This window comes from Actinoplanes sp. NPDC089786, assembly GCF_040684855.1.
Classification (GTDB): domain Bacteria; phylum Actinomycetota; class Actinomycetes; order Mycobacteriales; family Micromonosporaceae; genus Actinoplanes.
Genome location: NZ_JBFBGU010000015.1, coordinates 1 through 15,439 on the forward strand (window position 1 = coordinate 1; position 15,439 = coordinate 15,439).

The window sequence follows — 15,439 nt, forward strand, 5'->3', positions numbered from 1 at the left end:
ATCTTCGCGGGCTTGCTTGAGCCGGATGCATGGAAACGTGCACGTCCGGTTCTGAGGGGGCGGCGGCGCAGCAATGCGCCGTCGCTACCCGGCCGGACATGACGAGATGCGGTCTGATCAGACCGTCGCGGTCGCTTGTTCGGCTTGGCTGGTGATCTGGGCCAGGAACTCTGTCATGAAGCGCTCGGTGACCTCGGGGTGGCGGGCCGAGATGAGGTTACCGTCGATCACCAGGTCGGCGGTCGAGCGGCCGTCGTACTCGACGATGCCGCCGGCGTTCTCGACGTCGCAGACGATGTTGTGGGCGCACGTGACCCGGCGCCCGCGCAGCAGGTCCGGGTCGGCGCAGAACAGCCACAGCGAGTGGCAGATCGTGCCGATCGGCACGCCCGGCGCCGCCACCGCGCGGCGGAGGAACTCGACCGCGGGCGCGGTGTTGCGCGCGCCCGGGCCGACGATCTCCGTCTGGTAGCGCAGCCGGTCCATCGCGTACGCGCCGATCAGGATGATGCCGGCGTAGTCGGCGGGGTCCGCGGTGGCCACCTCGGCGGTGACGGTGACGTGCTCCTCGACCGTGCCGTCGTCGGGGTTGCTGCCGAAGGTGAGGGACGGCTGGTCCCACAGGTGCGACAGGTACTCGACCTCGACGCCCTGCGACGGGAACCAGCGGTTGAACGCGCGGTACTCGGTCTGGTCGAAGTGGTCCTCGATCAGGACACCGATCTTCATGATTCCCCCAGCCACTCGGCGGCCCGCTCGCCGATGACGAAGCAGGTCAGGTTCGGATTGGCGCTGACGTGGTCCGGCATGACGGAGGCGTCCGCCACGCTCAGGTTGTCCAGGCCGTGCACCGCGAAACGCTGGTCCACAACCGAGTCGGAGTCGGTGCCCATCCGGCAGGTGCCGACCGGATGCCACAGGGTCGCGGAGTGCTGCTTGATGTAGCGCAACAGCGTCTCGTCGTCGTCGAGCTGTTTCTCGGTGAGGCTGTCGGCCAGGCCGGCGGACAGCTCGGCGATCGGCTTCGAGGTGGCGATCTCCCAGCACAGCCGGACACCGTCGATGGCGATGCGACGGTCGGCCTCCTCGCCGTACGAGTTGAGGAAGATCTCCGGCTGGATGTGCGGGTCGCTCGTGGTCAGCGAGACCTGGCCGCGGCCGGCCGGCTTCTGCAGCACGCTCATCACGCTGATCGGCCGGTGGGTGATCGGCACGTACCGGCTGACGAAGTAGAGCTGCATGTTGTTGAACTGCTCGGTGCCTGGAGCGGTGTACCGGGTGATCACCTGGACGTCAGGGTCGGACAGTTGCGTGACGCCGTCCTTCGGGATGATCCCGACGGTGATCTGCTGGTGCTCGATGAGGTTCGCGCCGACGCCGGGCCGGTCCAGCACCACCGGGATGCCGAGCTCCTCGAGCTGCGTGGCCGGGCCGACGCCGGAGCGCAGCAGGATCGCCGGCGTGTTGATCGCACCGGCCGACAGGGTGACGTTGCGGGCGTAGACCTTCTGCACCTGCCCGTCGATCTCCGCCTCCACGCCGACGGCCTTGGTGCCTTCGAAAAGGACCCGTTGCACCAGCGTCCCCGGTCGGATCGTCAGGTTGAGGCGGTGGCGGGCCTGGCTCAGGTACGAGATGGCGGTCGAGACGCGCAACGGGCCGCGCCGGTTCATCGGGATCGGGCCGACGCCGGTGCTGTGCGGATCGTTGTGGTCGGCCACGTAGTCGAATCCGTGGTCCAGGTTCGCGTCCAGGAAGGCTTTCTGCAACGGCACCAGGTCGTCGTGCTTCGTGCGTACGACCGGAGTGGGTCCTTCTTTGCCGTGCAGCGGGCCTTCCACGTCCTGGTCGTTCTCGATCCGGATGTAGTACGGCAGAACCTGGTCCCAGGTCCACGCGTCGTTGCCGAGCCGGGCCCACTCCTCGAAGTCGGCGGGCAAGCCACGCAGCGCGATCGCCCCGTTCACCGCCGAGCAGCCACCGGTGACCTTGCCTCTGGCGTACTCGATGGAACGGCCCGGCACCGCGTCGGCCCGGTAGCCCCAGTCGTGGTCCACCACCGAGACCGTGGCCGCGGTGGCGAGGTCCGCCGGCAGCTGGTCGAGCTCGGGGAAGTCCGGGCCGGCCTCGAGCAGCAGCACCGAGCGGCCCGGGTCCTCGGACAGCCGGGTGGCGAGAATGGTGCCGGCGGACCCTGATCCGACGACGATGTGGTCGTAGTTCACGACGCGTTCCTGACGAGTTCCTGGTCGAGCTCGCTGGACGCCAGCTCGGCGGCGACCTGGCCCTGCGCCCCGGTGACGGTGAGCTGGAAGTCGCGATGCTGCTTGGCGGTGGCGAGGTAGCGGACCGCCTCCGGGTCGAGGTAGATGAGGCCGGCGGTTTCCAGGACCACCGAGCGGACGCCGCCGTCGAGCACCCCGTCAAGCTCCCGGCGCAGCACGTCGACCTGGGTGGCGCCGAGCGAGCCGGCCAGGCTGATCCGGGCGACGACGCCGGACACCTCGAGCACGTCGGCGCTGAACGCGCAGGCGGCGCCGACCAGCCGGACGCGTACCTCCTGCGGCTCGGTGCTGTGCGGCAGCGTCACGGTCAGCGCGTCGGCGTCGAAGTCGGCGTGCTCGTGCCCGTTGATCCAGACCTGCATGATCTTGTTGGTCTTCGGCGGCAGCAGGTCCGGCGCGACCCGCAGGACGCCGCCGAACGCGCCCGCGCCGGGCGAGAAGAACAGGTCCATCGGTTGCTGGCGGCCTTCCAGGTTGGAGTAGACCGCGGCCAGGTAACACAGCTCGGCGCTGTGGTACATGGCCATCGAGTGCGAGCCCTTGCTGCGTTCGCCGCCGAGCATGAACGGGTTGCCGTTGGCCAGCACGTTGAAGTAGACGCCGCCGGCCTGCGTGTCGAGCATCCAGGCGTTGTAGAACGCGGCGCTCTCCCGGGCGTACTTGGCGTACTGCGGGTCGCCGTAGACCGCGTCGAGGATCTGGTAGGCCAGGATGCCCTGTTCCTGTTGCCACCACGCCTTGCGGTCGTGCCAGACGAGGCGGTGGAAGCGCTCGCCGGGGCCGGTGTGGCGTTCCATCATGTCGTACCAGCCGCCGCGCTGCGGGTCCATGCCGACCGTCGGCATCAGCCCGGCGATCTTCTTGGCGAGCGACACGTACTCCGCCTTCGGCCGCACGTTGTTCACCCGGGTCAGGTTCCACGCGATCTTCAGGTTGTGCCCGATGATCGCCCGGTCCTGCTGCTGCCCGTAGGCGCGGTCCGCGCTCCAGTCGCCGAAGAACTTCTCCTGTACGAACGGGCTGCTGTCGTAGTCCGGGAAGTGCTCGGTGATCTGGTCGCAGAGCGACTCCAGCTCGTCGGCGTACTTCTGCTCGCCGGTGGCCAGGAACAGATTGATGAGGTACGCCGGGATGTGGTCGCCGACCGAGTTCCAGTTCTTGCGGTCTCGGTTGGTGCGGATCCCGTCGTCCAGGGCCGGGCTCAGCGGGTCGAAGGTCACCGGGTCGACGTGCGAGTAGTAGCCTCGCCGGGGCGTACCGTCGGGATAATTGGTCTTGTCCTCGAAGTAGCGATGGAACATGTTGATGGTCAGGTCGATGATCTCCCGCAGCCTCGGATCGCCGGTGATCCGGTAGACCTGGGTCAGGCCGGCCAGCGCGTAAATCTGTTCGTAGCACGGGATCGCGTCGTAGTCGTCGCCGAACTCGGAGGCGAAGATCTTGAGTTCGCTGCCGTCCGGGCGCAGCACGAGCGCGTGGTACCAGTAGGCGATCTGCTCGGCGCGGTCAACCGAGCACAGATGGTCGATCAGGTAGTCGGCGCCGGCCACCGCCGCGTCGCGGTACCGCTGGTTGCCGTGCATCAGGTACGCGGTGGCCAGCCCGTACACCAGACGGGAGATGGTGTCGGTCTCCTGCCGGACGGTCGTGGTCTTCGCGCCCTCCATCGTCAGATCGGTGCGGTACAGCCGGTAGTCGAAGGTCGTCGACCCGACGCCGAACTCGCTGTCCAGGTAGAAGTCGGCGATCTTCCGGACCTGCTGGCCCCACCAGCTCGGCGACTCGAACTTGTGCTCGTCGGCCGCCTTGCCGAACAGCAGCACGTGCTTGGCCTCGAAGGCGGTGCCCGCTCCTGAGTCCGACGGGTAGAACACGCCGTAGACGTGCAGCAGGCGGCCGTGCTCCAGCATCGCGGACAGCTGCGCGGTGGCGTCGACGTACGCGTCGCCCAGGTTGCGCAGCATCTCCGCCGTGGTCGTCGGGGTGAGCTGCACGACAAAGGGCCGGCCGTCGGAGGTGTTCATCTCGAAGCGCCCGGCCTGCGGGTCGGCGCTGATGACGTAGCCGGCGACGAGATCCGAGAAGGTGAAGTCGAGTTGGTTCGGCACGATGGCCTCTTTCTCTTCAGGACGGGCGGGAGATCAGGACGATGACGCTGCGTCCGGGAGCGGAGATGGTCGCGGTGTCCACAAACGTTTCGGCGTCATCCGGTGACGAGGTGTCGACGGCTCGCGCCCAGACCCGCCCCGGCACCGCCGGAAGCTCGAAGTCCAGCGGCGCCCAGTACATGTTCGCGATGATGTGCAGGTCGTCGATGGTGCAGGCCAGGGTCCGGGCGTCCGGGTCGGTCCATCCGGGCCGGCCCAGCCGGGTGCCGTGCCAGGCGATCCCGGGCCCTTCGTAGGTCGGCTGCCGCAGGCTCGGATGAGCCTTCCGGAACGCGATCATGCGTTGCCAGAACGACAGGACCTCGGCGTGGTCGTCGACCAGTGACCAGTCCAGCCAGCTGATCTCGTTGTCCTGGCGGTAGGCGTTGTTGTTGCCCTGCTGGGTGCGGCCGATCTCGTCGCCACCGAGCATCATCGGGACGCCCCGCGACAGCAGCAGCAACGCGGCGAAATTCTTGATCTGGCGTACGCGCAGCGCTTTGACCTCAGGATCGGTGGTCGGCCCCTCGGCGCCGCAGTTCCAGCTCATGTTGTCGTCGTTGCCGTCGCGGTTGCCCTCGCCGTTGGCCTCGTTGTGCTTCTCGTCGTAGGAGACGAGATCCGCGAGCGTGAAGCCGTCGTGGCAAGTGATGAAGTTGACGCTGTTGATCGGGCGGTGCCCGCGCGCCTGGTAGAGGTCGGCGCTGCCGGTCAGCCGCTCGGCCACGTCGCCGACGATGCCCGGCTCGCCGCGGACGAAGCGGCGCATGGTGTCCCGGTATCGGCCGTTCCATTCGGCCCAGCGATACCCCGGATAGCGGCCCACCTCGTACGCGCCGGCGGCGTCCCACGCCTCCGCGATGATCTTCGTGTCGGCGAGGGTGTCGGACAGCTCGATCTGCCACACCACCGGCGGCTCGTCGAGGACCTCACCACGGGCGCCGCGGGTCAGCACGGCGGCCTCGTCGAACCGGAACCCGTCGACGTGCATCTCCCGCACCCAGAACTCCAGGCACTCCACGATCATCTTGGTGACGATCGGGTGGTTCGCCATCAGCGTGTTCCCGCAGCCCGAGTAGTCGTAGTAGTGCCGCCGGTCGTTCGGGTCCAGGTAGTAGTAGTTCGGGTTGTCCAGGCCGGCGAAGGCGAACAGCGGCCCGAGGTGGTTGCCCTCGTCGGTGTGGTTGAAGACGACGTCCAGGATCACCTCGATGCCCGCGGCGTGCAGGGCCTTCACCATGTCGCGGAACTCCCGCAGGTGCCCGCCCTCGTCCGGGGCCACGCAGTAACCGGCGTGCGGGGCGAAGTAGGCGGCGGTGCTGTAGCCCCAGAAGTTGGCCTCGCCGTCGTCGAAGTCGAAGACCGGCAACAGCTCGACCGCGTTGACGCCGAGCTTCGTCAGGTGCGGGATCTTCTCCACCAGCCCGGCGAACGTGCCCGGCCGGCCCACCCCCGAACTCGGCGACCGGGTGAACCCGCCGACGTGCGCCTCGTAGATGATGAGGTCATCCATCGTCCGGCGCAGCGGCTCGTCGCCCTCCCAGTCGTACCCGTCGGTGTCCACCACCACGGACCGCAGCGAGACGGCCGTGTTGTCGCCGGGCCGGCAGGCGGCGCCCCGGTCCCACAGCGCGCGGTCCACCCCGCGGGCGTACGGATCGAGAAGCACCTTGTCCGGATCGAACCGCAGACCCGGGACGTCCTCCGGGCCGAAGGCCCGCAGACCGTAGAAGGCCGGGGCCTCAGCCCTTCGACCCGCACGTGCCAGACCGCGAAGGTGCGGTTGGTCTCCGGGTCGAGGGTGATGATCTGGTACGGGGCAGGGGAATCGTGGTGCTCGAAGAGAAGCAGCTGCATCGCGGTGGCGTGCTCGGAGAAGACGGCGAAGTTGACCCCGCCGTCGTCCGGGCGGGCGCCCAGCGGATGGGATCGTCCCCTGCTGGTGCGGTGGCGTTCGGTCTCGCTCAGGTCCAAGCCTGTCATCTGCACGCTCATCGTTGCCCCTTCCGGCGACCCCGACAGAACGTAACAACGAGTTCACGTTCCGATCGTCGTTTCCGGTATTCGGCCATCGCACTCCCCGCGCTGCCTAGGGTGGACGGCGTGGAACTCTGGCTCGTACGGGACGTGTCGGTGTGGCTGGTGGGGGCCGTGCTGATCATCGGAGTCCCGGCCGTCACCCTTGGGCTGGACATCCTCATCCACCGCACCCTGCCGCACCGGCGGCTCAATCAGCACAACGACGTCACCGGTGTCATCGTCTCGCTGGTGGGCGTGGCGTACGCGATCGTGATCGGACTGTGCGTGGTCTCCCTGTGGGAGGGCTACACCGACGCGAAGGAAGCCGTGCGCGAGGAGGCGGCGAGCATGACCACCCTCATCCCCGGCAGCGTGGTCTTCGACGACCAAACCCGGCTGATGCTCACCGACGGCGTCATCCGCTACGAGTCCGCTCTGGTCACCGACTGGGAGGCCCGGCACGAGCAGGGCACCGAGCGGGAGCGCTCCGCCGACCTGAGCGAGCTCGCCACCCTCGTCGGGTCGTTACGGCCGACGACAGACGCGCAACGGTTCTTCATCAACCACGCCATCGACGAGATCGGCCGCGCCGAGCAGTACCACCACGCCTCGGACGCCGAGGCCGACGACAGCCGGATGTCACCGGTGATGTGGTTCGGGGTGCTGGTCTCGACCGGCGCGGTCCTCACGATGTGCCTGTTCTTCGGCCTCGACGACGGCCTCGTGCGCCGCGCCCTGCTCACCATGGCCAGCACGGTCATCGCGACGAACCTGTTCCTCGTCGTCGAGATGAACTACCCCTACTACGGCTCCTTCGCCGTGACGCCCGACGCTTACCAGAGCGTCGTCGACGACCTCCGACAGGACCGCTGACGCGGGTCACGGCGTTCGGAGCTGGCGAAACCGGCCGCCCGGCTGTTCTCCCAGGCCCAACCGTCGGCCTGGTGGTAGAGATCCCCGCAAGGTCGCCGTGCAGTGCTCCGGCCGCAAGACGCGGAGCGCCAGGACCGCGGCCACCGCCAGAACGACACCGCGGCCACGCCGATCGCTGGACAGGTTGTCCCTTGCCGCGAGGGGTCAGCGCTTGTTCGCGTTCGTGCACCCGCCGGGAACGGCGGCGCCGCAGACGCGTCAGCGCTGCGCGAGAACCATCGGCCTCCCCAATCAAGCAGCACATATCGGTCAGCGCCGGTGTCCAGCGACCGGAATATCTCCCGGACGTCCGGGCGAGGGCGTCAGCCGGTTCTTGACCGACGGTCGTGCGCAGCGACCGCACCGCCTCCGACAGGAGGTCGCGCAGGGTTCGCGTCTCGCCCGGCCGGGTCCATTTCGGGAACGCCGCCTGCTGCGCGAGCAACACCGTCTGGCTGCAACTCGCCCTGACCGGCATCGACCTGCTCAGCTGGACCCAGCACCTGCTCCTGGACGGGCCACTCGCGGCCGCCGAGCCGAAGAAACTGCGCTACCGGCTGCTGCACATCACGGCGAAACTGACCCGCACCGCCCGGACCACCACACTGCGCCTCGCCGCCGGCTGGCCCTGGACCAACCACCTCGTCCAAGCCTTCGAACGCCTCGCCGCGCTACCCGAACCCGTTACCTGACAACGAAATCCGCCGCAACAACAACCAGGACCCACGGAGAAACCCGGCCTCCGGCCGGGCAATAAAGCCTGCCCACCACCAGCATCATCAACAACGAACCGGTCACGACCCGGACCCTGGCCAAGCACCGATGCTCAATGTAGGGTCGGGCGCTGGCGCGGTGACACAGTTCTGGGGTTAGGTCCGGCAGCCTTCATGCCGACGGTTTCCCGTTCGGTTGTCCCGCTGCGGTGACCTTGTCCAGGGTGTTCCGTTTCCAGCACCCGCCCATCGAACCGTGCATGCGGCTTTCCCGCACACGGCTCACCGACGTCGTTCACCGCCGGCATTCGGCTTGTCCTCCGCCAGGGCTTGAAGGGCCTTGGCGAGACGACGGTTCCCATGAGCTCGACCAGTCCGAGCTGGTTGTCGGACTGGAAGACCAGTACCTGCAACCCGAATGCTCGGCTGCGCTTATGCCGTTTGGCGATCACGATCGCCAGCCGCATCAACGCATATGCCCTGATCTTGCTGAAGTGGCGGGCCGAGTTTCCGTACTTGAAGTACCCGGCCCAGCCGCGCAGGAACTGGTTGAGGTCCTGCACGATCCACTCCACCGGCAGCAGCAACCGGGACCGGTCCGTGAACCGCCGGATCCGATCACGGGCGTGCTGCATGGCCTTGTTCGCGGGCCAGCGCGCCAGGAAGGTGACCTGCTTGGTCCCAGTCCGCGCCCAGGCACGCACCAGCCGGTGGTGAAAGCCGAGGAAGTCCACGCCTTCACCGCCGACCTGCAGATGCACGATGCGTGTCTTGGCCTGTTTGGGTTCCAGCCCCAGCTCGGACAGCAGCTCTTTCAGCCGCCCGAGGGCGGCCTCGGCCTGCTGCCGGGACCTGCACATCACGATCGCGTCGTCGGCGTAACGCACCAGAACCCCGTGCTCACGAGTCGACCATGCCCGATCGATCCGGTGCAGATAGACATTCGCAAGCAACGGCGAAACCACACCGCCCTGTGGAGTACCGGTCACCTCTCGCCGGACCACGCCGTTGTCCATCACCCCGGCGGACAACATCGCCCGCAGAAGCTTCAGCACGGCCTGGTCACAGACGCGTTCCTCGACTGCTTGCATCAACTTGTCATGCGGAATCGCCGAGAAACAATTGGCGATGTCCGTCTCGACCACCCACCGCCTGCCCCGCCAGGACTCATCGACGAGGACCTGCAAGGCATCGTGCGCCGAACGCTTCGGGCGGAACCCGAAGCTGCACGGCAACATGTCGGCCTCGAAGACCGGCTCGAGCACGATCTTCACCGCGGCCTGCACGACACGGTCCCGAACCGCAGGAATCGACAACGGCCTGCGCTCGGCTGTGCCCGGCTTCGGGATCAACACCCGACGCGTCGGCACCGGCCGATAGCGGCCATCCCGCAACTCGACGGTCAACTCGGTGAGCAACCGGTCAACGCCGTACTCCTCGACCTGACCCAGGGTGGTCTTGTCGATGCCCGGAGCGCCATCGTTGCGACGCACCGCGACCCACGCCCGCCACAAGACGTCCCTGCGGAAGACTTTGTCTCGCAACGCATGGAACCGACGTCCGGGATCGGCCTTGGCCGCCCGGTAAAGCGCATGCTGCAAGGCACGAACCGGGTCCAACGAGGACCCCAACACGGCGGGACTAGCCGAAACGGCACTCACCGGGCACCACCTTCATCAGCAGATACGCGTCGACGAAGTAGCGGCCCCTCCCTCACTACACCGCTTCCATGGCCTTCACCCTGAATTCGGGGGCTCGGCACTCCCTCTGCCCCACCCCAACAGGTGAGACCTCTAACGACGCCGCAGGCTTCGCGTGATGCTACGGACCGCTCAGTCGCTCCCCCATCAGGGCTTTCGACACTGGGCTTCGACCCGACCCGTTTCCAGACCGAGCCGCCAGCCTGCTACCGGGCCTCCTGGCAGCTACCCGGACCGGACTCCCACCGGCAAGCGACGACGAGCTTACGACCCAAGATCGACTACACCAGTCCACCTCCAGGTCTGCTGGACGCACGAAGGACGGAGGCTAGTTCCTACCCGGCAAGTTGGTCGAGCGCGTCCTGGAGATCCTGACGACATCCGAGTCAAGGGCGGCCGCAGGCACTCAGTCCGCCCCGGTGATGCAACCGAGTGGAACCTGGTCCTGGTCCACACGCTGCACCCCGGCACCGACGTCGCCTGGATGAAGACTGCCCCGGCTGTCTTGGACACCACCTACCGCCCGCAGGAGATATCCAACCGCGCGATCCTCTGAGTAAGACCCAGCTACAAAGAGTCCGGCTGCGCGGCCTGAGTCGAGTGGCCGGACTCTTCCCGTTCGGCCCCGCATGATGCCACGCAGCCGCAGTCCGCGTCCATGCCGCACCGGTGCGGCATAGACGCCACTACATGGACCGTCCAGGCTGTCGGTAGGGAGCCGAGACGGTAGGAGTACGCCTGTGTCATCGCCGAGCGAAGGACCACGTCTGCTCTCGCTTGCTGCCACGATCGCCCATCAGGCGGTCATGGCGATGGAGCGCGGTGAGGCAGGCACCGACGGCGCGTTGATCGTGCAGGTCATTGCGTTTGCCCGGCACAGCGCGGATCTCGGCGTACTCGATGAGGTCTTGATTGAGACCCGGGACCGGCTCAGCCGGCCCGATCGCGGTCCGGCCGACCGCGCTCGATCCACCCTGGACTGGATCGACCTGCTCTACCCGGTGCTGCTCGCCGGCCACCCCGTTCCGCCTCGGCTTGGTGCCCTGCTGGCGGCCCCTGACCCGGCAGCCGAGGCAGACGCGGCACGCCGTGAGGCGCTCGGTGAGGCTGCGTACCGACAGGCAGTCACCGCGCTACGCCGGGGCGACAATGAAACTGCGCTCGCGTGGCAAAGGCTGGCGCACGAGAACGGCCACCCGCTGGCCACGGCGGTTTCCGCTCAGCAACACCCGATCATCGACCTGCCCGTTCGGCGCCGCGATCCCCGGATCGCGGCGTTGCTGAACGTGAGCGGCCTTGCCGCCGGCTACCTCTACCTGGGCCGATGGAAAAGGGCAGCGGTAGTACTCCTGGGAACTTCCCTCGTGCTCTGGTTCGCGGCTGCCCACAGCGCTTCACAGAGTCCCGGTCTCTGGCTCACGGTCGCCGCGCTCGGCATCGGCGCCGCGACCTTCGACGCGTGGCGGTTGGCCCGGCGGCAGCACGGCGTGGCCGTCCGCGGCTCGATGCCACGGCGGCCGTTGGTGACCGCAGTGGCGATGGTGCTGCTGATGGTCGCGGGGTTCGTCGGCTACCAGGCGGCCGGCCGGTCAGCTCTGGCCGATGCGCGCGCCGCGCATGCGGCGGGCGACTGCCCGGTGGCGTTGGACAGGTACGCGAGCGTCCAGTCCCGCTACGAACTCACCCTCACCTCCGTCACCGCCGTCGCTCGCGCGGACCAGCGCGAGTGCCAGGACCTGCTGGACGCCGAGGCTTCCTTGGCTCCCGAGGCGTTCGACGCGCAGCTGGACCAGTATCCGAATGGGTTGCTGGTCGCGCGGGCTCGAGCCGGTCGCGCGGAGGCGTACTGGCAACGCGGCAAGTCCTACAGCAAGCGGGCGGCCGACCTGACCGACGGGATTGAGGCGGCGAACACGCGACGCCAAGCCGTCACCGACTACCAGGTGGTCGTCACCGACCATCCAGGCACCCCCCAGGCTGCCGCAGTCCGGTCCGACCTGGACAACGCCTACGCCTCGGTGATCGCCAAAGCTCTCGGCCGGCCTTGTGACGCCCTTACGGAGCTGACATACCTCAGCACGGTGTCCCTGCCGGAGGCGAAGGCTGGGGCGGCCCGGGCCCGCGCCGCTCGTCCCGGCACGCTGTACAACTGCGCGTTGAAGGAAATCGGCAGCGGCGAGTACGACTCGGCCATCGAGCATCTGGATGAGTTCATCGCCGACTACCCGCGCGACGCCCGGGCTGCGCAGGCCCGGCAGAAGCGGATCGCCGCCGAGGTCGCCAAGGTCAAGGCCGGCGCGACCGGCGACATCGCCCCGCTGGAACGTACCGGTAACGGCCCTTCCGGCACCGCCATCGTGCAGGTGGTCAACGACTCGCCGTACGCGCTGGAGATCCTGTACAGCGGACCGGTCGCCGATCGACTTACCGTCCCGGCCTGTGCATCCTGCCAGGTGCGCTCATCGCCCCTGCTGAGTCGATACTTCGCCCCGACGTGCGGCGGTACCGGCGTGCCCGCCAGGACCGTACGGCTCAAGCCCGGCAACTACCAGGTCGTCGTCCGGGCCTCCGCCAGCGATGGCCCGAGACCGTACTCCGGATCGTGGAAGTTGGCGGGTGGAGCACGCTACGACAACTGCTACTACGCCAGCAGGGCCTTCTGAAGCGGCCCCGGTTGTCCGTTTCAGGTCACCGTGCTGCTTCAAGACGGAGATCGAGGACGACCATGCGGTGGTCCGCGAGGGACTGAACGCGCTCCTCAGCACCTATCCCGAGATGGAGGTCGCCGACCTGGTCGCGACCGGCGAGGACGCGATTGAGCGAGCCCTCGAGGTTCGGCCGAACGTCGTCCTGATGGCCCTGCTAATGCCCGGGTGTGGCGGCGTGGAGGCGACACAGCGGATCCACGAGAGCACTCCCGAGGTCGCCGTCGTGCTCACCATGGTCGACGAGGACGAGGACGAGGACGAGGACGAGGCCGTCCGCCGTATGCGCACTCTGAGTGCGCACCGGTGCCCCACGATGAGGGCCGTCTCCCGGGAACCGTGCCCCCTGTGGCAACGACTGACAAGACACAGTCGTCAATGTCGGGAGTGAGTCGTGAATCGCAGAACAGTACTGACCGCCGCAGTTGGTGCCACGACCGGAGCCACGGCCGTGGGCGGGTTCACAAACCCGGCCGCCGCAGCGGCAGCGCAACCTAGCAGCGAGCGCCCGTTGCGGGTGCAGATCGTGCTGTTCGATGGGGTCGAGGAGCAGGACTTCGCAGGCCCGTACGAGGTGTTCTCCTACGCCGGCCGGCTCAGCGGCGGCGCCGCCCAGGTCGCCTTCGTCAGCGCTGCCGAGCCACGAGTCGTCACGGCAGCGTTCGGTACCCGCGTCGCTGTCGCGCAGGGTTGGTCGCCGGCCGAGGCCGATGTGATTGTCGTGCCCGGAGGCGGCTTCGGCCGCCCGGACGGGCCTGGGATCTGGGCCGAGATCAACGCCGGGCTCCTGCCGGACAAACTGGCGGCCGCAGCGCGGGCCGGTGTGCTCGTCACCTCACTGTGCACCGGCACGATCCTGCTCGCAGCGGCCGGGCTGACCGCCGGCCGTCCATGCACGACCCACCACGGCGCCAAGGCCGAGCTGGCCAAGCGGGGCGGTGTCGTCAAGGACGCCCGAGTGGTCGACGACGGTGACCTCGTCACCGCTGCGGGGATCGTTTCCGGCCTGGACCTCGCTTTGCACCTGGTGCGCCGGGAACTCAGCGCCGACCTCGCCGTAGCCATTGAGAACGTTCTGGAATACCAGGCCCGGGGCACTGTCTGGGTACGGTGACCGTACAGTCGCGGACGCCACCTGCGCCGTTCGTCAGACAAGGCCAAAATCTTGACACGCTCCATCAGAACCGGCTCGGTTTCACTGCCGATCTCGAGACGCTGACCGTGCCTCCCAATCTCGGGCTCACGGCCTGCGTAGCTCACAAGAGCGCGGCCCGTCGACCGACCTGATCTCGGGATAGACGTCGTCGCCAGGAGATCGGGCCGCATGGCCCCACACCTGACCGACCACCTGGACGACGGCGGACCGGCCCAACCCTTGTCCGATCCGCCCAGTTCAGGCTCAACTCAATAACTTTGATACGACCCGGGTCGTCAGTGGCGGGCGGTAAGGCCTTCCGCGTAGACCTTTATCTTCTGAAAGGCTTCGAGGCCGTGCGGGCCGACCAGGCCGAGTCCGCTCTGCTTCCAGCCGGCTGTCTCGAACTCGTCAGTGAGTCGGCCCCAGGTGTTCAGCCACATGCCGCCAACCTGGATGGCGCGGCCGACACGTCGGGCACGGGCGCGGTCTTGGGTGAAGACGGCGGCGGCGAGTCCGTACTCCGTGGCGTTGGCGCGCCGGACCGCATCGTGCTCGTCGTCGAATACCTCCAGGACCTGAACGGGCCCGAACACCTCCTGCTGCACGATCGGCACGTCCGGCTGGTCGACCTCGAGCAGTGCTGGGCGGAAGAATGCGCCGTTGGAAAGCGGTCCGTCGGTGATGGGACCGCCACGGACGAGGACCTTGGCGTAGCTGGTCGCGTCGGCGACTATCTGCTCGATTCGGTCGACACTGCCGCGATCGACGACCGGGCCGAGTTCGCTCGCGGGGTCGTCGGCCGGGCCAACGCGCACCGCCTCGAACGCGCGGGTCAGGCGGTCACGGACCTCCTGGGCGACATCGCGATGCACGAGCACCCGGGAACCGGTGCAGCAGAACTGACCGTTCATCAGCGTCAGAGCCATCACAATCGTCGGCACAGCGACGTCGAGGTCGGCGTCCTCGAATACGACCAGCGGAGTCTTGCCGCCCAATTCCAACACCGCCGGCTTCAAAGCGGCGGCGCAGGCAGCGGCGATCGAACGACCGACGCCGGTACTGCCGGTGAAGGCGACGACGTCCGTGTCGCGCGAATCGACCAGGTGCACCGCACCATCGCGGTGCGACTCAGTGAACAGGTTCACTGCCCCGGCTGGGAGAGACCGGGCTTCGGCGATGACCTGAGCGAGCAAATTGTTAGTCAGAGCGGTCTGCGCCGGCAGCTTCGCAACAACGGTGCAACCGGCGGCGAGCGCCGGACCGATTGCCCGGATCGTGAGGTAGATCGGGCTGTTCCAGGGACTGATCACTGCAGCTACCCCGCGGGCCTCGGGCTCGGAGTCGATCAGCATGCCTGAGGTATTGGTGGACGCCCGACCGCCGGAATCGACGAGCGCGGAGGCGGCGGAATGCCGCAGCATCGTCGCCGCCGCTCCGACTTCCCAGGTCGTCTCGAGGAGCCGTTTGCCGTTTTCCCACGCGAGCATCAACGCGACCTCGTGCTGCCGTGCCTCCAGCCGCTCAGCAATCTCGATCAGCGCCCGGGATCGCACCTCCGGCGTCACCGACCAATCCGTGTCGTCGAAGACCGATCGAGCTGCCTCGATCCCGGCTTGGGCCTGCTCGACTCCGCCGACGTCGTAGCGCCCAAGCACCTCACCGTTTGAGGGGTTGCGCGACTCGTCGACGGACCCCGACCCCGACCATCGGCCGCCGATCCAGTGCAGCGCTGGCTGCTGCCGCTCAGCCGCTTTTCGCTCGTCGTGGTTTCGTTCGATCTGTGGTGTGGACATGCGTGAAGCTCCTTTGACCATGGGCGT

11 protein-coding genes and 1 pseudogene are annotated in these 15,439 nt (G+C 67.8%); 5 read left to right on the top strand and 7 right to left on the bottom strand.

Annotation, left to right across the window (positions count from 1 at the left end; all coding sequences use genetic code 11):
• Positions 1-117: 117 nt before the first annotated feature.
• The 5 genes and pseudogenes from AB0O15_RS32085 to AB0O15_RS32105 form a co-directional block, all read right to left on the bottom strand.
• Positions 118-729, bottom strand: a complete 612-nt coding sequence (locus AB0O15_RS32085) for a DJ-1/PfpI family protein (RefSeq protein WP_364326199.1) — start codon at positions 727-729, stop codon at positions 118-120.
• Positions 726-2,225, bottom strand: coding sequence for a GMC family oxidoreductase N-terminal domain-containing protein (locus tag AB0O15_RS32090; protein WP_364326202.1), 1,500 nt, complete (start codon positions 2,223-2,225; stop codon positions 726-728). The genes AB0O15_RS32085 and AB0O15_RS32090 overlap by 4 nt, the downstream gene beginning before the upstream one ends.
• Positions 2,222-4,393, bottom strand: coding sequence for an AGE family epimerase/isomerase (locus AB0O15_RS32095; protein ID WP_364326205.1), 2,172 nt, complete (start codon positions 4,391-4,393; stop codon positions 2,222-2,224). The genes AB0O15_RS32090 and AB0O15_RS32095 overlap by 4 nt, the downstream gene beginning before the upstream one ends.
• A gap of 16 nt (positions 4,394-4,409) precedes the next feature.
• The gene (locus tag AB0O15_RS32100) at positions 4,410-6,101 is read right to left on the bottom strand and encodes an alpha-amylase family glycosyl hydrolase (protein ID WP_364326208.1); all 1,692 of its coding nucleotides are present in this window, start codon (positions 6,099-6,101) and stop codon (positions 4,410-4,412) included.
• Between the two features lie 80 nt (positions 6,102-6,181).
• Positions 6,182-6,427 (bottom strand): annotated as a pseudogene (locus tag AB0O15_RS32105) (hypothetical protein); the annotation flags it as partial.
• Between the two features lie 108 nt (positions 6,428-6,535).
• On the opposite strand from AB0O15_RS32105, the gene AB0O15_RS32110 reads away from it, so the two are divergent.
• Positions 6,536-7,324 (top strand): hypothetical protein, encoded by a 789-nt coding sequence (locus AB0O15_RS32110; protein WP_364326211.1) that lies wholly within the window; start codon positions 6,536-6,538, stop codon positions 7,322-7,324.
• A 386-nt stretch (positions 7,325-7,710) separates the two neighbouring features.
• On the top strand, positions 7,711-8,055 hold the full coding sequence (locus AB0O15_RS32115; protein WP_364326213.1) for a transposase: 345 nt from the start codon (positions 7,711-7,713) through the stop codon (positions 8,053-8,055).
• A 134-nt stretch (positions 8,056-8,189) separates the two neighbouring features.
• On the opposite strand, the gene ltrA is transcribed toward AB0O15_RS32115, so the two are convergent.
• Positions 8,190-9,737, bottom strand: a complete 1,548-nt coding sequence (gene ltrA, locus AB0O15_RS32120; protein ID WP_364326216.1) for a group II intron reverse transcriptase/maturase — start codon at positions 9,735-9,737, stop codon at positions 8,190-8,192.
• A gap of 845 nt (positions 9,738-10,582) precedes the next feature.
• On the opposite strand from ltrA, the gene AB0O15_RS32125 reads away from it, so the two are divergent.
• The 3 genes from AB0O15_RS32125 to AB0O15_RS32135 all read left to right on the top strand — a co-directional run bounded on the left by AB0O15_RS32125 (position 10,583) and on the right by AB0O15_RS32135 (position 13,595).
• Positions 10,583-12,439 (top strand): hypothetical protein, encoded by a 1,857-nt coding sequence (locus AB0O15_RS32125; protein ID WP_364326219.1) that lies wholly within the window; start codon positions 10,583-10,585, stop codon positions 12,437-12,439.
• A gap of 67 nt (positions 12,440-12,506) precedes the next feature.
• Positions 12,507-12,872, top strand: a complete 366-nt coding sequence (locus AB0O15_RS32130) for a response regulator transcription factor (RefSeq protein ID WP_364326221.1) — start codon at positions 12,507-12,509, stop codon at positions 12,870-12,872.
• 126 nt (positions 12,873-12,998) lie between these two features.
• On the top strand, positions 12,999-13,595 hold the full coding sequence (locus tag AB0O15_RS32135; RefSeq protein WP_364326663.1) for a DJ-1/PfpI family protein: 597 nt from the start codon (positions 12,999-13,001) through the stop codon (positions 13,593-13,595).
• A gap of 317 nt (positions 13,596-13,912) precedes the next feature.
• Here the strand turns inward: AB0O15_RS32135 and AB0O15_RS32140 are convergent, their stop codons facing one another.
• On the bottom strand, positions 13,913-15,412 hold the full coding sequence (locus AB0O15_RS32140; RefSeq protein WP_364326223.1) for an aldehyde dehydrogenase family protein: 1,500 nt from the start codon (positions 15,410-15,412) through the stop codon (positions 13,913-13,915).
• Between the last annotated feature and the right edge of the window lie 27 nt (positions 15,413-15,439).

Excerpts from the sequence above, each read along its gene's own strand:
- AB0O15_RS32085 (WP_364326199.1), bottom strand. The coding sequence starts at position 729 with ATGAAGATCGGTGTCCTGATCGAGGACCACTTCGACCAGACCGAGTAC.
- AB0O15_RS32125 (WP_364326219.1), top strand. The coding sequence starts at position 10,583 with ATGGCGATGGAGCGCGGTGAGGCAGGCACCGACGGCGCGTTGATCGTG.
- AB0O15_RS32140 (WP_364326223.1), bottom strand. The coding sequence starts at position 15,412 with ATGTCCACACCACAGATCGAACGAAACCACGACGAGCGAAAAGCGGCT.